Here is a 20377-nt window from a genome sequence, read left to right on the forward strand (position 1 = left end):
TACCGCGCTCGGGCTAAATCCGCTTATAATGCCGCCATTCCTCTGGCAAGAGCATGCTGTACTGCCGGTTAAGAAACCGGTCATCAACCAGCGTCAGCGTGCCGGTGTCATGCTCGGAGCGGATCAAGCGGCCTCCGGCCTGCAGCACCTTGTTCATGCCGGGGTATACATAAGCATAGTCATAGCCCCTTTTGCCGGTACGGTCGAAGTAATCCTTGATAATATCATTCTCGAAGGACAGCTGCGGCAGCCCTACGCCTACAACCACAACGCTGGAAAGCCGCTCTCCCTTCAGATCAATGCCTTCCGAGAAAATGCCGCCCATCACCGCGAAGCCGATCAGCGGCTCCGCAGCATCGGCCTGAAAGGCCCCGAGGAAGTTCTCCCGCTCCTCCTCACTCATGCCATGGCCCTGAAGCAGCGTCCGCCATCCGGGATTACTCTCGGTAAACGCCTTGTGAATATCCTGCATATAGGGATAGGACGGCAGAAAGATCAGCGTATTGACCGGCTTCTCCCGAACCAGCTCGCTCAGCATGCGCACGATCGCATCCTTGCTCTGCTCGCGGTCCTTGTATCGGGTCGAAAGCGGCAAGATCCTCACATCCAGCTGCTCCCGGGAAAAAGGCGACGGAATGGACAGGCTGTAATCCTCCTCTTCCGCCCCCAGCATATCCCGGTAATAACCGAGGGGCATCAGGGTCGCGGAGAAAAAGACGGCCGACCGGTAGTTCTTGCCCGCCTTCTGCAGCAAATCGGACGGATCCAGACAGAACAGCTTCAAATACACCTCGCTTTGACTGATCTCGGCGTACGTGACGAAGCGGTCGTCATAAAGCTTGGAGATCCGCAAATATCCCTGCGCGGCAAAATAGCACTCCAAGAGCGCATCCGCCTCTTCGCCACTCTTCCCGGTCATCAGCTCGGCCTCGGCCTGCAGAACGAAATCCTCCAGCAGCTCGTCCATCATTTCCGGCTGCTGCGAGCCGACGAACCGCTCCTCCTCCCCGCTGACCTTGCGAATGACGATAAACCGGTTATTGACCCGCTTCGCGGCATGGTACAGTCCCGGATTACTTTCTTTATACGCCCGCTGAATGTCGAGGAAAGCCGATTTGTACAGCTCCGCCGAGAACATCCCGCGCGCCCGGTCCACCAGATTATGCGCTTCGTCGATCAGGAGAACGCTGCGCTTCTTCACTTCCTCGGGCATCCGTTTAAAGGATACTCTCGGATCAAAAACATAGTTATAGTCGCAGATCACGACATCGGCCGCATACGAGGCATCCAGGGAAAATTCGAACGGGCAGACCTGATGCTTCCGCGCATACGTCTCAATGACCGACCGGGTGATCAGCGTTTCGTTGCCCAGCAGGTCCAGAAGCGCGGCATTGATCCGGTCGTAGTAGCCTTCCGAGAAGATACAGCCCTCCTGACCGCAGCCTTCGGCCTCGCTGAAGCAGATCTTATCCTTAGCGGTCAGCGTGACGGCATGCGTATGCAGTCCCTGGCGTTCCATCAGAGCCATGGCCTCCTCCGCTGCCGTACGGGTAATCGTCTTCGCCGTCAAATAAAAGATGCGCGACAGCAGGCCCTCGCCGATCGCCTTTACCGACGGGAACAAGGTAGATATCGTTTTGCCGATGCCGGTCGGCGCTTTGGCGAACAGCCGCCGGCCCTCTTCAATGGTTTTATAGACCGAGCCCGCCAGCTTGCGCTGTCCCTCCCGGTAAGCCGGAAACGGAAACGCCAGGCTCTTGATGCTTCGGTCCCGCCGCTCCGCATGATCCCGGAGCAGACGGGCATAAGGGGCGTAAGCGGCTATGACTTCTTCGACGAAGGTCACCAGCTCATCGATGCTGAAGCTGCGTTCAAACTGCTTTCGCTCGCCGCTCGGCACCTGGAAGTACGTCAGTCTGACCTCCATCGTTTCAATACCATGCTGCTTCGCATACATATAGGCGTACATCTTCGCTTGCGCCCAGTGTACGGGATAGCTGTCCTCCTCGATTTGGGAAAGGTCTCCCGAGGTCGACTTGATCTCATCAATCATGATCCGATCATCCTTCCGGATCAATCCGTCGCATCGTCCCTCTACGACAAACAGCAGCTCCTCATATGCAATTTCGGCCTCCAGCTGGACCTCTTTCTGGTCGTTCTCTCCGTATTCGCGCTGAACCTGCTGATGCGCCCTTGTCCCTTCCGTGAGGGAAGCAGCGCTGCGGAACCCCGAAACGATGCTGCCGCTGCGAAATACATACTCCACCAGCGGCCTAACGGATATTTGTATCGTATGCGGCATGTCGGTCTCCTTCGCTCCCATAGTGTTTGGTGCTGTAATTATACCAAACATCCGTTCCTCACGGGTAGCGAGATGCACCGATTTAAGGTTGGCCAACCGAATGGAAACCGATGTGTGACGGAAGTGACGGATACGCTGTAAAATCCTCTTTTCCGGAACTCGTCTAAGCTCCCAGCGTGCGGTGATCGCGTCACAATGACGGCAGCCGACCCTATGCCGGACACTTGCGCTCATGCCAAAAAGCGCAGTCCCTCCAAGCGGAAAGGACTGCGCGCAATATGCAGCCGGATCGAAAATGCCAGCCAATTTTTTCTTGAGTTACGGCGCTTTCTTCTGCATTTGGTCCAGGCTCTTAAACTCGTACCCGCGGCTGCGGGCCTCATCGATAATCCGGCCGAGCGCCTCCGTGTTATCTTTGGAGATCGAGTGCAGCAGAATGACGGCCCCCGGATGCAGCTGTGCCGTTACCTTATCAAAGGCGTATTGGGCGCCCCGCTGGGATTTCACATCCCAATCCATATACGCGAGCGACCAGAATACGTTGGTATATCCGAGCTGCTTGCTTACCGCAAGGGAACGCTCGTCAAAAATGCCGCGCGGCGTGCGCAAATACTTCATCTCCTGCTGTCCGGTAACGCGGGCCACTTCCTTCTTCACCCGCTCCAGCTCCTCCGTCAGCTTCTCCGCGGAAATCGTGGTTACGTCCGGATGATTCCAGGAGTGGTTGCCGATAATATGCCCTTCCGTCGCCATCCGCTTGAGCAAATCCTCCTGCGTTTTCACATAATGCCCTGTAACAAAAAAGGTAGCCGGTACCTTCTTCTCCTTGAGCGTATCCAAAATACGAGCGGTATACCCGTTCTCGTACCCGTTATCGAACGTAAGGTACAATTCTTTCTGGCTGGCATCGCCCATAAAGATGGCATCGTATTTTTGCAGCAGCTCCTTAAAGCCTTCTTGATCGATCGAAGGTAGCTGACCGTTGACGCTTCTCTTAAAACCGAAATGAAATGGACCGCTGCCGGCCGCAGCTGCTGCCGGAACTGCCAGGGCCGCTGACAGAAGCACGGCAAGGGCAATTCCAAGCAGCCATGCCGGCCGAAGAGCATTGCGCTTCTTCATTCCTGTTCTCTCCTTCTTGAATGTGGTGTTGGGATCCTAATCCCCCATGGCAAGGCATGCTAAGGGGTCATACACCCTACTATCCCACAAACCGGAGCAAACTATGTGCCGTGGCATGCCAGCCAGGCTGCCACATACCGTCACCCTCGCCGGACGGCTCTCGAAAATTAGATGACCTCCACCGTGCAGCCTTTACGATGGCTCTCCGCGGCATATTCGATCATCCGGATCACATCCCGCGCCTCTTCCGGCCGAACAGGCAAAGGACCGCCCTCGAGAATCGCTTCCGCCAAGCCCTGATAGAATGCCTGGTACCGCCCGGGCAGCGTCTCGATCTCGCCTTGAACCGCGAGGCCGCTCAGCTCCGTTGACAGCTCGCCGTACATATCCGGCTGATCCTCTCCCCAGCCGGCATCCCCCGGCCGCATGCCTTGCTTCAATTGACCTTCCTGGGGATCCATGCCGTATTTCAAGAAGCTTCCCTTGTCGCCATGAAGCTCGAATTTCGGCCCGGCTTGCCGGACCAGGGAACCGGCGTGCAGGATGACGCGATGGGATGGATAGCCCAGCACCAGATGGAAGTAATCATGCGCCTGGGAGCCCTCGCGCTCCTGCCGTAGATCCGCCCACAGGGTCCGGGGCTTGCCGAACAGGAAGAGCGCCTGATCAATCAGATGAGAGCCTAGATCATACAGGATCCCGGAGCCGGGCAGCGCCTGCTCTCTCCAGCGTTCCAGCTGCGGATCGGGGCGGTAGCGGCTGAACTGCGATTGATAGATAGTCAGCTTGCCGAGCGCGCCGGTCTCAAGGAGATTGCGGACGGTTAAGAAGTCATTGTCCCAGCGGCGGTTATGGTATACCGTCAGCAGCACGCCTCTCTCGGCAGCCAGCGCAATCAGCCGGTCCGCTTCCTCCGAGGTTACGGTAAACGGCTTTTCCACCACAACATGCTTCCCCGCCTCAATCGCAAGCTTGGCGTATTCATAATGCGTTGTATTCGGACTCGTGATGATGACGAGCTGAACTTCCGGATCCGCCAGCAGCTCATCCACGCTGTCGACCACTTCGGTATCCGGCAAGTCCCGATGCACCTTGTCAGGATCCGACGACACGACGGTCCGTACATTAAAATCCGGCACGCTTCGAAGAATCGGTGCATGAAACACCGAGCCGGATAACCCATAACCGATGATTCCCGTCTGTATTGCCATAACGCATATGCCCCCTTTTCATTAGTACTAGGTTCTAATTCGAGATTTGCCGGGTCGATTCCTTGCGCACCTCCTAAATTCCATGAAAAACCAGGGAACGCATCACGCCAAAAGCCGCCCTCCACGATTCCTCGTGCGAAGACGGCTTCTTGTGCTTATTCGCTTTCGCGTAATAAAACCAAATCGTTACGATAGGTTGCTGTCCGCTTAGTAAGGATCCGCCTCGTGGCCCATGCGCTCGGCATCCTCCACCGCTTGATCCCGCGCGCTTTCTGCGGCGCCTGCCTTCTTCTTGGCGTCCAATCCTTCCCTCACCCGACGGCCGTAATCCTCGTCGGCGTTCGTAAAGTATTCCACCATTTTATCCTGAATGCGGACGTCGCACTGAATCAGCGCATTAACCAAGTTGTTGATCAGATCGTCGCGCTCCCAATCCTCGAACGCTCTGTACGTATCGCCCGCCTGCTTGAAGTCGAGCGTCCGGTCCAGCTTCTCGCGGACCAGGCTGGCATCGTAATGCGGCTGATGCGGCTTTGCGGTCTGCGACGCCTCCTTCAGGCCGTCCGTCATCGACGGTTCATAGTCGACATGCGTGCTTTGCCCTGGGGCCTTATCGACGAAGTAAGACATTTGCCCGCCGCGCTGGTTCGTCGCCACCCGCTTCTTCGGCGCGTTAATCGGCAGCTGGAGGTAGTTCGTTCCTACCCGATACCGCTGCGTGTCGGAATACGAAAAGGTCCGTCCTTGAAGAAGCTTGTCGTCGGAGAAGTCGAGGCCGTCCACGAGCACGCCCGTCCCGAATGCCGCTTGCTCCACCTCGTTATAGTAATTTTCCGGATTGCGGTTCAGCACCATTTTGCCGACCTTCAGGAACGGGAACTGGTCCTGCGGCCACAGCTTGGTCGGGTCAAGCGGATCGAACTCCAGCTCCGGATGCTCATCGTCGGTCATGATCTGGACGCACAGCTCCCACTCCGGATAGTCCCCGCGCTCAATCGCTTCATACAGATCCTGCGTCGCATGGCTGTCGTTCACGGCCTGGATTTTGTTCGCTTCCTCTTGCGTTAAGTTTTTGATCCCCTGCTTGAGCGGCTCCCAGTGATATTTCACCAGCACGGCTTGGCCCTCGGCGTTCACCCATTTATATGTATTGACGCCGGAGCCCTGCATTTGCCGGTAGTTGGCGGGGATTCCCCATGGAGAATAGACGAAGGTAATCATGTGCGTGGCTTCCGGTGAGCGGGATACGAAATCGAACATCCCCACCGGTCCCGGAACGTTGGATACCGGATCCGGTCTGAACGCGTGCACCATGTCCGGAAACTTGAGCGGGTCGCGAATGAAAAATATTTTCAAATTGTTGCCGACCAGATCCCAGTTGCCCTCCTCCGTGTAAAACTTGACGGCAAAGCCGCGCGGATCTCGAAGCGTCTCCGGGGAACCGGCGCCGTGAATGACGGTCGAGAATCGGACGAACACAGGCGTACGCTTTCCCTCCACCTGGAAGAGCTTCGCGCGCGTATACTTGGATACCGGCTCGTCACCCACCTTGCCATAAGCCTCGAAATACCCGTGCGCCCCTGCCCCTCGGGCGTGGACGACCCGCTCGGGAATTTTCTCCCGGTCGAAATGCGTGATTTTCTCCAAAAAATGATAGTTCTCCAGCGTCATCGGTCCACGGTTGCCGACGGTTCTTACGTTCTGGTTATCCGAGATCGGATGCCCCTGCCGGTTCGTAAGCGTGTCCTCGCGCTCGGTTTCCCCGCGGTTCTGGTCATAGCTCCGGCGTCCGTCTTCAACCTGCTTTCCTGCTTCAAACTCCTGATCGCTCACGGATTTCATTCCTCCTTGGATATATCGCTTGCTAATGGCTTTCCTTACTAGAGGTTGTTCAAAAAGCCGTCTTTTGATCACGAAGCGAATCAAGAGGGAAAAACCGGCTTTTTGAACTCACACTAATATGGATATTATGTCCAAGGCCTGAAAATGTATGAAAGGATCGAAAGGTTTGATAGGGCGGCCCACACCGGCGCTACCGGCCCTCTTCCAATCCATGGAAATATGCTGAGCGCTCCGGCAAATCACCGAATGCTACTCCTTCTCCCCTAGCAGCCCGCGCGTAAATGCAATCCACTCCCGCACCGCAAAGGACAAGTAACGGTCCTTCCGCCAGATCATCCCGAGCTGCCACGGAATCGAAGGATTGTCCAGCGGAATAATGGAGACGCGCGAGGAATCGATCTCCTTGCAGATCGTTTCAGGCAGAAGCGCGATCCCCAAATTTGCCGCCACCATCCCGCTGATCAGGTCCCACTGCGAGCTTTCATATACGACACGCGGCTCGAACCCGGCCTCCACGCATTCGCGGATAATCCGGTCATGCAGCGTGAAATCCTCCCGGAACAAAACGAACGGTTCCTCTGCAAGCTCCTTCAAATTCACGCTGTCCCTGCCGGCGAGCCGATGGGACGGATGCACGAGCAAATTCAGCTTCTCCTTAACAAAGGAATAATAGTGAAACACCTCTTCATTTACCGGAAGCACCGCCACGCCGATATCCGTCTGGCCGCTCTCCACGTCGGCCTCCACCTTCTTCGCCCCGTCTTCGATCAGCTGAATCGTGATTTTCGGGTAGCTCTTATGGAACTGACCGATCACTTCGGGGAAAAAGCTTGACCCGACCATCGGCGGCAGACCGATCCGCAGATGCCCGCGCCGAAGATTCATCAGATCCTCCAGCTCCGCGGACACGCGCTGAAAGGCCTCTACCATCTGCTGCGCCTGCTGGTACATGATATGCCCGGCATCCGTCAGCTCAATCCGCTTGCCTGCCCGGTGGAATAGCGTGACCCCCCACTCGTCCTCCATATTCCGGATCGTCTTGCTGATGGTCGGCTGCGTGATATAAAGCTTCTCCGCCGCCTTCGTAAAGCTCTGATTTCTCGCAACCTCAAGAAAATACTGCAGCTGCCGTATATCCATTCGCGCATTACCTCCATGCTCGTATGTATAGATATATTTTGTGTGTATAGATAAATGGAATAGTTGGCATTCGATATATGCATTTTACCTATGAAAGCAATCGCTGTAAAATTTCATTAAAATGAAAGTGCAAAAAGTCGGTTTTTCAGCACCGAGAAGGTTGGATGAAGTTAGGGACTGAGGAGCGGAGCGTACGTTTTGGGTACGTGAGCCCCGGGAGCCCGGCTGAATTCAAGATTCGATGCCGAGCTACTTCGTGACTCACTTCGTGATCAAAAAACGACTTTTTGAACAACCTCTTAAAACATGAAAACAAGGAGGCGGAGGCCGGTCATGAAAAACATCATCAAGGGAAGCCTGCAAGTGGCCGGTTTCATGCTGCTGTCGATTCTGATGAGTCAGCTTGCCAAACTGGCCCATATTCCGATACCCGGAAGCATCCTCGGCATCGCCGTGGTCTTCATTCTCCTCGAAACGGGCGTCCTGAAGCTGGAGTGGATTGAACTCGGCGCCAATTGGCTCCTTGCCGAGCTCCTGCTCTTCTTCATTCCCGCCGCAGTCGGGGTCATGAATTATTTCACCGTACTTGAAGCCGACGGATTCCGGATTCTGGCCGTCGTCCTGCTCAGCACCGTTCTCGTCATGGCGGGCTCGGGATTGACGGCAACCTTAATTTCTTCAAGAAAGGAGCGTAAATCATCATGACAACTTTGCTATCCGTCCTGACGGGTTTGCTGCTGACCATCGGCATCTATGCCGGAGCCAAGCGATTATACCGCCGTGTGCCGAAGGTCTATCTGTCCCCGCTCCTTATTACTCCGCTGCTTATTATTGTGATCTTGACCCAGTCGGGCATATCCTATGATGCATATAATGAAGGTGCGAAGTGGATCAGTAAACTGCTGGAGCCGGCAACCGTCGCATTTGCCGTCCCGCTGTACAAAAACTTTCAAACCCTTAAGCGCCATGCGGCTGAAATTATATGCGGCGTCGCAGCCGGTTCCGTGCTTGCCATGGTGTCCTCCGGCATGCTGGCCAAATGGATGCATCTGAGCAGCCCGCTTGCCACAAGCCTGATTCCGCGCTCGATCACGACACCCATAGCCATGAATGTGTCCGAGGTCATCGGCGGCTTGCCCAGCATGACCGCCGTATTCGTCATCATGACCGGCATTCTCGGCTCCATGGTCGGGCCCTCGATTATGCGGATCTTCCGGATTCGGGGAGATATCGCACGCGGAATTTTGTTCGGGACCGCGGCACATGGGACCGGGACTTCAAAGGCGTTCGAATTCAGCTCGCTGTCCGGAACCATTTCCAGCATCTCCATGATCATGGCGGCGCTGTTTACCCTCGGTGCCGCGCCGATGATGATGGCATTTTTACACTAGAAGAGCTTTACTTCGATAAAATCGGCCTCGGGCCGGTTTTTTCATTGTTTAATTTCGGTTGTTATGCGAAGAATATGGACTTACTTTAACTCTTTGACAACCTCCTTCGAAGAGGTCATAATAAATTCTGTTCATAACTTTTGTAAAATTTATGGGTTAATTAGTTGTAAACGCAGCTGTCGGCAAGCCGCGTTTAACTCTGCTCTTAGCCGCTAAGGTATCGTATAGGCGGTACGAAGAACGCGCTTTGCACCGGACTGATCAGAGAGCATCATCAACATCGTAAAATCTGCATGTGCGACATGAAAGGAAGGCGATACAGGTGTTTTCCATCTCACGGTTTCGTTTAACCATTACGAAGCCATTTATATTTTTCTCCGTCATTATGCTGCTTAAGAGCTACTTGGCCTGGGTCGTCATATTTGACGATGTGCTTCCGTGGAGGCCGCTGATTACGGAGATCCCCTTTATCTGGCTCGTGTTCAGCTTGATTGAGTGGTTTGCCTCCAAGCGCAAGCTGGCTGTCTACATGGGCGTCAACCTGTTGTTGACCGCCATTTTCTTCGCGGCCATCATGTATTATAAATATTACGGCGTTATCGTCACTTATCATGCACTAGAGCAGGTGAACCAAGTCACTGCGGTGAGCAACAGCGTATTTTCGCTCATGGATCCGTACTACCTGCTGATCTTCACCGACATTATCGTATTGTTCGTGCTCCTTTGGCGCAGCGACCGCGTCAAGAACTGGAAGAACCGGCACACCAAGAAGGAGAAGCGGAAGTTTGCGCCGATTATGTTCGTGCTCTCCCTGATGCTCTGCCTCTTCCAGATTATGCCGAACCGGGCAAGCATGAACGAAATCGTGAAGGCACAGGAAATGGGCATCCTGAATTATGAAGCGTACACCATTTTCCAGCAGGAGAATAAAAAGCTCGAGGATGCCAAGGCGATTACACAGGCTCGAATCAACGAACTAAAGGGCCTTCAGCCCGCCGAGAAGCCTGTGTTATCCGGCGCAGCCAAGGGCAAGAACCTGATCATCATTCAAATGGAATCCTTTCAGAATTTCCTGATCGATTTGAAGATTGACGGCAAGGAAATTACGCCGAACATGAATAAGCTCGCCCGTGAGAGCCTGTACTTCCCGAACTTCTTCCAGAACGTTGGACAGGGCAACACCTCGGATGCCGAGTTTGTTGTCAACACGTCCTTCTACATTCCTCCGCGGGGGGCGGCGACGCAGCATTATGCGGACCGGGTTCTTCCGAGCCTGCCGAGACTGATGCAAAGCCAAGGCTACGATACGGCAACCTTCCATACGAATGTGGTGGAATTCTGGAACCGCGGCGAGCTGTACAAGGCGCTTGGGTTCAACCGTTATTACGATAAAGCCTTCTTCGGGGAGGATGATAAGCTGTTCTTCGGCGCATCGGATGACGCGCTGTATACCAAAACGGCGGCCGAGCTGGAGAAGATGCACGAGACGGGCAAGCCGTTCTATACGCAGATCATATCGATGTCGGCCCACCATCCGTTTACCATTCCGGAAGAGAAATACCGGATGACGCTGCCGGAGCGGTATGAAGGCACCTTCGTCGGCGACTATATCCGTGCGCAAAACTATGCGGATGACGCCCTCGGCAAATTCATCGAGCAGCTGAAGAAGGACGGCATATGGGACGACAGCCTGATTGTCGTCTACGGCGACCATCTCGGTCTGCCGATTTATTCCTTGGACAACAAGGATAAAGAGCTGATGCAGGAGATTTACGGCCGGGAGTACACATCAGCCGATATGATCAACATCCCGCTCATGATTCACGGCAATGGTCTGGAGCCGGCCGTGAAGGAGCAAGTCGGCGGGCAGATCGATCTGCTGCCGACCATTGCGAACCTGCTTGGCGCTCCGCTCGATGACCAGCTTCACTTCGGTCAGGACCTGCTGAACCATGCGGACAGCAATCTGCTGCCGGAGCGGTACTATCTGCCGTCCGGGACGTTCATCAACAATACGACCATGTACATCCCGGGGATCGGCTTCGAGGATGGCACCAAGCATCCGCTGCCTCATCAAGATAAGGCGTCCACCCAAGCTTCGCGGGAAGAGTTCGAACGCGCCCTGCAGCTCCTCCATCTGTCCGACAGTTATGTCAGACAGCTCCCGCTCCATAAATAATAACAAGGCATGCAAGGACCTCACCCGTCTGTTTGGGTGAGGTCCTTTTTTCTTCGACAGATGCCGCCAAGGCAATCCTGAAGCGGACTTTCATCGGCTTAACCAACTGACATTTGACATAGTGGCACACTTTTTCTTATGATGTATAACAATATACCTTGTTTTAAATATGATGATCGTGGTGAAATTAGGTACAACAACGAGATTCATTGAATCATATGAACGCATTTCAGCCATATATTTGTTAGAGCAAATCGATTACGAATTCTAGGAGTGACGATCCGACTTGGACCCCATACGAAGGATAAACAGAATTATATGTTCCGCTCTTGGCTTCATGCTGCTCTCTTACGTTACGCCCGCGCTCGGCGAGGATCTGTCAGATTCCGTTATTGCCCAGCAAGGGATGGAGGCGCCCGAAGGAGCATATCCAGCCCCGGCCCCCGTGCCCAAAAGCCCGGATCCCGTCCGGCTAATGCTGGAGCTGCCTCGCCATGAGTCTCTGCTTTCCTTGAATGACGTTACATGCTCCACTGAAACCGATATGTTCCTGATCCTCAAGCACATGATGCTCGAACCTTTGAAGTTCCGGTCGAATTATGTTGACAGCCATGTATAGTTGACACTGGTTATTTAAAAACTAATTCAGATCAGAAAGAAAAAGGATGTGTTTTGTTTGGATGACAATATTGGCCTAAATATATTTCTTGTTGTATTATTAATCGCCGCTACAGCTTTCTTCGTTATGACGGAATTTGCCATCATCAGGCTTCGTCCCAGCCGGGTCGACCAATTGGTCATGGAAGGGCGTAAAGGCGCGCTCGCGGTTAAAAAGGTGACGTCCAACCTCGACGGCTACCTGTCGGCGTGTCAGCTCGGGATTACGATCACCGCGCTCGGCCTCGGTTGGCTCGGGGAACCGACCATCGAGAAGATTCTGCATCCGGTATTCGATAATTTCGCGATTCCGGCCGCCATATCTTCGTTGATCTCGTTCCTGCTCGCGTTCATCATCATGACATATATTCACGTCGTGATCGGCGAGCTTGCGCCGAAGACCATCGCGATCAATAAAGCCGAAGCCGTTACGTTCTTGTGCGCGACACCGATTATCTGGTTTAACCGCATCATGTATCCGTTCATCTGGCTTCTGAACGGCTCGGCGAATAAAATCGTCCGCCTGTTCGGCATGCACCCTGCAAGCGAGCATGAAGAGGCTCACTCCGAGGAAGAGCTGCGCATGATTCTAAGCGACAGCTATGAGAGCGGCAAGATCAACCAGGCCGAATACGGCTACGTTAGCCGGATCTTCGCCTTCGACGATATGCTCGCCAAGGAAATCATGGTGCCCCGCACCGATATGATCTGCCTCTATGTCGATAAGCCGCTGGCTGCGAACCTGCAGATCATCAAGCGTGAGCAGTATACCCGTTTCCCGGTCGTCCGGGGAGATAAGGACCAGATTGTCGGTACGATTAACACCAAGCAGTTCTTCCTGGAGTTCGACGACAATTCGAACATGGACCTGACCAAGCTGATTCATCCGGCGATGACGGTATCCGAAGCGATTCCGATCAAGAAGCTGCTGCGGAAGATGCAGCTGGAAGGCACGCATATGGCTATCCTGATCGATGAATACGGCGGCACGTCCGGGATGATCACCATCGAGGACATTCTGGAAGAGATCGTCGGTGAAATCCGCGACGAATTCGACGAGGATGAAGAACGCGAGCTCATCCAGCCCGAGCCGAACCGCATTATCGCGGACGGCAAGGTGCCGATCAACCGGATCAATGATCTGCTGCACACCGACCTGTCCACGGACGATCTGGACACGATCGGCGGCTGGCTGTACGGACACAACTCGGAGCTGTCCAAGGGCGACATCTGGACATACGAGAACTTGACCTTCACCGTGTTGGAGAAGAAGACGCATCGCTATACGAAGCTTCAAATCGTCAAAGAGGTTGCCGAGGAATCGATGCAGGAAGCATCGGCGGCTTTAGCCGGAGAACGTGATTCCTAATCGTGAGTCCTTAGGCATAGATGATAGATACAACCGCCGTACAGGCCCCAGTGGGCCGGTACGGCGGTTTTTATCTGTGCACGCAACAAGAGAGCCTAACGGGTATCGCTGATATGCATCACATAGGATGACGATTGTCCATTTTACTGCTTTAATAAGTTACTCCAACGCTGTAATATAGAAAATAACATTTCTCACTTACGGGAGGCGGCATATTATGAATCGTCAAATTGCCATCATCGGGAGCAGCGGCGGCAATCTGTATAATTTGGGCGGCAAGGAGCCCCGCAAACTGCTGGACGAAATCCTGGTGCAGATGGAGAGCGCGGGGCTGTCGTGCGGGGCGCTGCAGTTCATTGCTGCGGGGGTTTCCATGGATGCTGCCAAGGAGACCACACCTGCGGCGCTCTACAGCTGGAGCTCTTCGCAGGGAGCACCTGTCATAATCGCTGAGGGCACTCTGCAGCAGGTCAATCAAGCCGCAGAGCGGCTGGATCGGGAAATTGCCGAGCAGATTGAGCTCGGAGAGATAGACGGAGTCATCGTCATGAGCGCTGACCCGGAGGGCAGCAACCGCCATGCGGTGGAGGCCTGCGCCAAATACAAGCTGCCGGTGACCGGAACCGGCGGCACCTCGATGGCGATGATTCAGGCGAAAGGCGTGCATGTGATTGCCGCTTCCGGCACGACGGGAACGACGAACCGGACCCGTGCCGTTACGTTCGTCACTTCGCTCAGCAAGCATTGGCGGATTCCGTATCGCCCGGTGATCGGCACAGCCCAGGCATCTTCCTCTTCCGGTTCGGGAAGCAGCGCATCGCCCTGGCGCAGAATTAATATTCGCGGCATGATGATGGCATCGCTCCCCGGCTTTATCGGGATGGCATTGGTGCTGGCTGTGAGTAAAATCCCCGGCTTGTCGGCATTATCCGAGGTATTCGACCTGATGATCAAAGCGCTGCCGGTCATCCTTGCCGCTATCGCAGCCAAGCAGGTGTCCGAGCTGGACGAGGTATCAATCGTGGCCGGTATCGTGGCCGGCATCCTGTCCGTAGAGGGAGGCATCATCGGGGGCATCCTCGGGGGGATCGGCGCCGGGATCATCGTCCATTACCTGTTCCGTAAATGCGTGGAATGGCGCTTCCCCGCCACAACGGTCAATATCGTCGCCGGAGGCATTTCCGGTCTTATTGCCGGGCTGATCGTCTACTTCCTTATTGCGCCGATTGCGCTCAGCGCGGGTGAAGGCATCCGCACGCTGATCGAAACGCTCGTCTCCTGGAGCCCGGTCATGGCGGGGCTGATTGCCGGCCTGCTCATCTGGCCTGCCATCATCGGCGGCGTATACCATGCCGCCATCCTCCCTATTGTTCTGCTGGAAATGGAGACGACGAGCAACAGCTTCCTGGGTGCCGTCGACATGGTGGGCCTGGTGATGGTATCGGCAGGAATCACGCTGGCCAACATGATCGCCCCCCGCGACAAGGGAGAAGCGGCGGTTGCTGCACCGGGATTCGCCATGAATATGGGCTTCGGCACATTCGTTGAAGCCGCGTATCCCTTCATGTTCTCGAACAAGCTGGTTTTTGCAGGCGCGATTGCTTCAGCCGGTCTCGGCGGCATGCTGGTCGGACTGTTCGGCGTTCGGGGAACGGCCTACGTGCCTTCCTTTGTCGGTCCGATCACATCCAACAACACGTTCGGCTTCCTGATCTCAATGCTGGCGAGCCTGCTCTGCTCTTTCTTGATCACCTTCTTCGTTAACAAAATGTACGTCTACCGGAGCGCCAAGAGCACAATCGGCATGTAATAGGCAAACGAGGCGTTACGGCGATTCGGGCTTAGAATTACGGTAACACTCCATAAAACGGCCTGGGGCATCCTCGAGGCCGTTCTTTATTCGACAGAGAGAGCTTTTTCTGTGCAGACTCGTGTCGCATCTTGGAATCACTCTACCAACACTGGTAAAATAGGAGATACGGCCTTCAACATTTAAACGGCTTTATCTAGCCATGGGGCAACTCTAAGCGCCTGCAACAGTTCCTTAACCGGTTCCGTGCAGACGCTCGGATTAGAAAGAGGGGATAATTGACACAATGACGATGATCGGTATTGATCTTGGGACGACAAACAGCCTTGCGGCTTATTGGGCCGAGGACCGTGCGGCAATCATCCCGAATGTGCTCGGGGAGCACCTTACGCCTTCGGTTATAAGCGTTGACGACAACGGGGAGATTTTGGTCGGCCGGGTTGCGCAGGAGCGGCTTATCACGCATCCGCAATCGACGGCAGCGACGTTCAAGCGGTTTATGGGGACAGAAAAAACCTACGCGCTCGGCCCTCACACCTTCACGCCGGAAGAGCTCTCATCCTTTATCATCAAAGCGCTGAAGGCCGATGCCGAAGCTTATTTGGGCGAGACGGTGACGGAAGCCGTCATCAGCGTTCCCGCCTACTTCAACGATACCCAGCGCAAGGCAACGAAGACGGCCGCGGAATTGGCCGGTCTCAAGGTGGAGCGGCTCATCAGCGAGCCGACGGCTGCGGCGGTTGCCTATGGATTGCACCAGGAGAGCCCCGAAACGAAATTTCTCGTATTCGACCTGGGCGGCGGCACATTCGATGTATCCATACTGGAATTGTTCGAAGGCATCATGGATGTGAAATCCATTGCCGGCGATAACTTTCTGGGGGGCGAGGATTTTACGGAGCTCCTCTTTACGCACTTTTTACATACGCATGACTTGAATGCCGAAGATCTCAGTGCCAAAACGAGATCGCTGATCTATAAGCAGGCCGAAATGTGCAAGCTGGCCCTCGGCCAGGATAACGAAGCCAAGATGACCGTCCCTGCCGAGACCGGCAGCTTGGAGCTGCGCATAAGCCGGACGGAATTTGAAAAGCTTGCCCAGCCGCTTCTGCTCCGTCTGCGCCAGCCGATCGAGCGTGCGCTGCGGGACGCTTCCCTTACACCTTCCGAATTGGACGCCATTATTCTCATCGGCGGAGCTACGCGCATGCCGCTGATTCGCAGCGTCATTGGCAGGATGTTCGGCCGGATGCCTTACAGCAACATCCATCCCGATGAGACGGTTGCGATCGGTGCGGCGATCCAAACGGCGCTGAAGCAGCGCAACCAAGCGCTCGAAGAGATGATTTTAACGGATGTGTGCCCGTATACCCTCGGTACCAGCGTTGTGCGGGAGATGGGAGGCGGCCAATATTCAACAGGGCATTTCCTCCCGATTATCGAACGGAACACGCCGATACCGGTCAGCCGGGTCGAGCGCCTCTACACGATTTCCGATAATCAGCGGCAAATGACCGTCGATGTGTATCAAGGGGAGAGCCGGCGCGTGGAGAACAACATTAAGCTCGGTGAGCTCCGGATCAAAATTCCGCCGGCCCCGGCGGGGGAGCAGAGCATTGACGTGCGCTATACGTATGATATCAACGGCATTTTGGAGGTCGAGGTCATCAGCGTGGCAACCGGCGAGAAAAAAAGAGCGGTCATCGAAAGCAACGTCGGCTCCATGACCAAGGAGCAGATCGAGGCCCGGCTTGCCGAGCTGAAGGATATCAAGATCCATCCCCGGGATCGTACCGAGAACAGGCTGCTGATCGCAAGAGGCGAGCGGCTGTACGAGGAATCGCTGGGCGACCGCCGAGAGATGATTGCCCGGCTGATTCAGCAGTTCGAGATGCAGCTGCAGACGCAAAATGAGCAAGTGGTTAAACAGGCTGCCGAAGCGCTCAAGGAGCAGCTGGATCAGCTCGAAAGGTGGATGGATTTGACATGAGTGTATGGGACATTTTGGGGATCGAAGCAACCGGAGATACATCAGCCATCAAAAGAGCCTATGCGAAAAAGCTGAGACTCCACCACCCGGAGGATGACCCTGAGGGCTATCAGCGCCTTCGCGAGGCTTATGATTCCGCGCTTACGATGGCGCCTTACGTTGAGCCGGAGAAGGATGAGCGCCTGGATTTCGATGAGCCATCCGCTTACGATCGCGGCCAGACGGCGTTCTCTGGCGGCGAGCTTTGGACGGGTGAAGAAAAAGACGATTACCCCGCATCCGGACAATCTCCGGCTGCTTCCGATTATTACAGAGAACCGCTTCACCACGCCCGCGAGCCGATTCCGCAAGACCCGATTGAGCAGTTCATCGATGAGATCGACGAAATTTATGAGAATTTCCAGGCGCGCATCGATCCCGAGGCCTGGGAGGACGCGCTTAACCGGGACATCGTATGGGATGTCGAGCGGAGCGGGGAACTGCAGTACGAACTGATGGACTTTCTGGAGGATCATCGCCATCTCCCCCGCCCGGTATGGCAGCGGCTTGACGACATGCTCCACTTCACGGAGAACAAGGAAGACCTGCTGGGGGAATACCCCGATTCGCTCATCGAATATATCATGAGCCAAATTAACGGTACCTCCGAGCTGCGGTACGAGTGCTTTAAGGAGCATCCTGCTAAGGATATCGATATCGAGCAGTATCTCGATCTGAGGGAACAGGGACAGTACATGTTGAAGGAAGGCGAGCTGGAAGAAGCCCTCGACGATTTGACCCGCGCCAACGAGATATATCCTCATGATCCCGACCTTCAGCTTATGCTCGGTAAATGCCATGCGCGGACCGGCAACCTGACCGCCGCGGACGAATGCTTCGGTCAAGCCATCCGGCTGGCGCCGGAGGAGCTTGATGGATATTGGCACCGTGCCCAGATCCGGTTCGAGCAGGCGGATTACTCGTCCGCATTGAGCGACCTTGAGAAGGTGCTGGGCCAAGAGCCGGAAAATACCGATGCGCTCTGCCTGAAAGGACGATGTTATATAGGACTTGAGGAGATAGATCAGGCACGGGATATCTTGAAACAGTCCAATCAGCTCGAGAATCCCCATATTCACTCGTATATCTACCTGTGCATGGCGTCCAACAAGCATAAATACGGCCGGAGACACATCACAGCCGCTGACCGGTGGCGGTCATGGAGAAGCAATCTGTTATTCGATACGCTCATGGTGCTCCGCTTAAGCTGGCTCTACATTCTGGTTTATCTGGCTCTGCAAATATTCTTCGACCTGCACCCGGTATATACGTGGCTATTGATTGCCGTCATCCTGTGGAACACCTGGAAGGCCATCAAAGTGCATTGGGTGCTTGCAACCTAGAAAGGAGGCATTCGCATCATGGAAGGATTCAGCCGCAAGCACAAGAAAAGAATCGAGCTCTACCTCCGCTGCTTGTCCAGCGTTTGTATCGATAGCATGCTGGGCTATTATTATATTCCTTATGAATTTCATCCCTCGGAGCGCTGGCTGCGAAAAGGCGTGATGAAAAAAGCGCTGGCCGACTGGAAGATCACGGACGCGGCCTCCCTCAAGGAGCGTATCGATTTTTTGCTAAACGACGGCCACTGCCAGGAATACCTGGACATTCATAACCGTTTGTCCGCCCTAACCCTCAAGGCACGCGAGCGTTATCTCGAGGACGCCAAAGACGATCCCGATTACAAAAAAATGATCGTTGTCGGCAAATGGATGGGGATGCTGCCTTCGGCCGATATCGCCGCATTAGGCGGGGGCTGGGCCATCCTTCTTAGCCGGATCGGACGGATCTATCGCTTCCTGAGCGAAGAGGAGGCCTGGGAGATCAAACAAAAGGCAGCGGCCCTCCTACAGCAGCATTACCGCAGCTGGGACGAATATCTTACCGCCTTTGCGGCCGGCACGCATTTTATCAAAGAGGATATCGCAATGAAGTACTCCCACCATGTTATAAGCAGAGCCAGCAACATCCTCGGGGGCAGCAAGCTTGCCTACAATAAGGTGCCTTGGGATCTAAGCCTGCTACCGGACAAGCACGCTTCGGCCAGCATGTCGGCCTCAGTCTGACTGAACCTGGGTAACTGACGCTTGCGCTTGCGCGAACAAAGGCGGGAAACTCCCCTATCACGAAATAAACAAAAGCCAGGACAGACCGAATAAAGGCTCTGCCTGGCTTTTTCAATTCTACAATTTACGGAGCTCGATGTCCGAAGTGCCCGTGATCCGCGAAATGTCGAACTCCCTGAACTGATACGTCGGCGTCGCATCTTGCAAGGCGCCACTCCCCTTCTCCAGCTTCGCTGCATTGGCGGGCGTGTTCAGTTTTGCCGGATAATACTCGATCTGAAGATCGGTCTTGCCCGGAACCGTAACTCCGGGCAGCTGCTTGACCAGCTCCAGAATGCGCTCCTTCTCTTGGTCCAGGCTGCCCTCCGCAACATCGGCAAACACAACGATGTCTACATTCTGGCTAACCGGCTCGCCGCTGCAGGAATCCAGCTTGTCGTACTCCCGCACCACCTGCTTCATATTGCAGCTCACCCAGGCCTGAACGAAAGCGCCGTCCGGATACAGCCGGTCGATGACCGGCTCCGCCTTGTCACGAAGCTGCGCCCCCCATACACGATTGAGGTAGGTTTCACCGGATGGGACCGGCGGGCTGCCGTCGGTGCTGTCCAGCGTGAATTCCAGCTCAGGAGCTCCTTCGGGAATCGCCGTAAGATTGTATGATCCGACAGCCCATGTATAGTCCATCTTGGTGACCTTGAACGGCTCGCCGTATTTTTGCTCCAAATAATGTTCGGCGGCTTCCCGAACAACCTGCTTCTCCGCAGCCGACTTGGTAAACGGGGCGGTTCCCTCCGTGTAACCGACATACACGGATCCGGCAAGCAAGAGGAGGCCGATCACCGTGCGCGCGGCGATGGCACCTGGTGAAGACAGCTGCCGCTGCCGTTTCTGCTCCAGCCACGTTTTTTTCGGCGACCGGTAGTTAAAATAAATAATCGTAATCACGATGCCCGCAATATGCAGCGCAAGTGCGGCCGGCAGCGCCAAAAAGCCGAGAAAGCCGAGCGTCAGCAGCAGAAAATAAAGCACAGCTCCCTGCAGCGCCATAAGCAGCGCCCCGGTAATGATCAGCATCGGGGTCCCGATGTAGAATAGGCCGAGGCCTGTAAAGATCACGGAAAGCACCACCGCGGTCAGCTGATGTTTCTTCACTGGTCATCCCTCCTTTTTTAAAAAAATTCCGCCCCATCCATCCGTCGAAGCTTTATTATAACAGCCGCTCCCCCGTTAGAGAAACAAAAACCCATCCACCTCGC

General features: G+C 54.9%; 14 protein-coding genes. 8 read left to right on the forward strand and 6 right to left on the reverse strand.

The genetic code is table 11. The features are described 5' to 3' along the window. Window positions 1–13 precede the first annotated feature (13 nt). The 5 genes from J2Z18_RS01090 to cidR all read right to left on the reverse strand — a co-directional run bounded on the left by J2Z18_RS01090 (window position 14) and on the right by cidR (window position 7617). A complete protein-coding gene (locus J2Z18_RS01090) occupies window positions 14–2302 on the reverse strand; it encodes an ATP-dependent DNA helicase (protein ID WP_007128869.1) in 2289 nt (762 codons plus the stop codon). Between the two features lie 318 nt (window positions 2303–2620). Continuing rightward, a complete protein-coding gene (gene pdaA / locus J2Z18_RS01095; RefSeq protein WP_007128870.1) occupies window positions 2621–3424 on the reverse strand; it encodes a delta-lactam-biosynthetic de-N-acetylase in 804 nt (267 codons plus the stop codon). A gap of 167 nt (window positions 3425–3591) precedes the next feature. Further along, entirely contained in the window at window positions 3592–4635 is a 1044-nt protein-coding gene (locus J2Z18_RS01100) for an oxidoreductase (protein WP_007128871.1), read from the reverse strand. Window positions 4636–4842: 207 nt separating this feature from the next. Continuing rightward, window positions 4843–6477 (reverse strand): catalase, encoded by a 1635-nt coding sequence (locus J2Z18_RS01105; RefSeq protein ID WP_210094034.1) that lies wholly within the window; start codon window positions 6475–6477, stop codon window positions 4843–4845. A 249-nt stretch (window positions 6478–6726) separates the two neighbouring features. Further along, window positions 6727–7617 carry a cidABC operon transcriptional activator CidR gene (cidR, locus tag J2Z18_RS01110; protein WP_144879034.1) on the reverse strand — a complete coding sequence of 297 codons (891 nt, stop codon included), beginning with the start codon at window positions 7615–7617 and terminating at the stop codon, window positions 6727–6729. Window positions 7618–7950: 333 nt separating this feature from the next. Here cidR and J2Z18_RS01115 point away from each other — a divergent pair, with 333 nt between their 5' ends. The 8 genes from J2Z18_RS01115 (at window position 7951) to J2Z18_RS01150 (ending at window position 19118) form a co-directional block, all read left to right on the forward strand. Further along, entirely contained in the window at window positions 7951–8322 is a 372-nt protein-coding gene (locus J2Z18_RS01115) for a CidA/LrgA family protein (RefSeq protein ID WP_007128874.1), read from the forward strand. Further along, complete coding sequence (locus J2Z18_RS01120) at window positions 8319–9008, forward strand: CidB/LrgB family autolysis modulator (protein WP_007128875.1); 690 nt, start codon at window positions 8319–8321, stop codon at window positions 9006–9008. The genes J2Z18_RS01115 and J2Z18_RS01120 overlap by 4 nt, the downstream gene beginning before the upstream one ends. A gap of 322 nt (window positions 9009–9330) precedes the next feature. After that, a complete protein-coding gene (locus tag J2Z18_RS01125; protein WP_007128876.1) occupies window positions 9331–11187 on the forward strand; it encodes an LTA synthase family protein in 1857 nt (618 codons plus the stop codon). Between the two features lie 676 nt (window positions 11188–11863). Next, window positions 11864–13213, forward strand: coding sequence for a hemolysin family protein (locus J2Z18_RS01130; protein WP_210094035.1), 1350 nt, complete (start codon window positions 11864–11866; stop codon window positions 13211–13213). 217 nt (window positions 13214–13430) lie between these two features. Continuing rightward, complete coding sequence (locus J2Z18_RS01135; protein WP_210094036.1) at window positions 13431–15023, forward strand: PTS sugar transporter; 1593 nt, start codon at window positions 13431–13433, stop codon at window positions 15021–15023. A 286-nt stretch (window positions 15024–15309) separates the two neighbouring features. Beyond that, on the forward strand, window positions 15310–17013 hold the full coding sequence (locus tag J2Z18_RS01140; protein WP_210094037.1) for a molecular chaperone HscC: 1704 nt from the start codon (window positions 15310–15312) through the stop codon (window positions 17011–17013). Further along, on the forward strand, window positions 17010–18395 hold the full coding sequence (locus J2Z18_RS01145; protein WP_210094038.1) for a J domain-containing protein: 1386 nt from the start codon (window positions 17010–17012) through the stop codon (window positions 18393–18395). Before J2Z18_RS01140 ends, J2Z18_RS01145 begins: the two co-directional genes overlap by 4 nt. Before the next feature lie 18 nt (window positions 18396–18413). Next, a complete protein-coding gene (locus J2Z18_RS01150) occupies window positions 18414–19118 on the forward strand; it encodes a DUF1266 domain-containing protein (protein ID WP_007128882.1) in 705 nt (234 codons plus the stop codon). Between the two features lie 117 nt (window positions 19119–19235). On the opposite strand, the gene J2Z18_RS01155 is transcribed toward J2Z18_RS01150, so the two are convergent. Continuing rightward, window positions 19236–20273 (reverse strand): hypothetical protein, encoded by a 1038-nt coding sequence (locus J2Z18_RS01155; RefSeq protein ID WP_210094039.1) that lies wholly within the window; start codon window positions 20271–20273, stop codon window positions 19236–19238. Window positions 20274–20377 lie beyond the last annotated feature (104 nt).

The sequence above is a fragment of the Paenibacillus lactis genome (assembly GCF_017873605.1).
GTDB lineage: Bacteria > Bacillota > Bacilli > Paenibacillales > Paenibacillaceae > Paenibacillus_AQ > Paenibacillus_AQ lactis.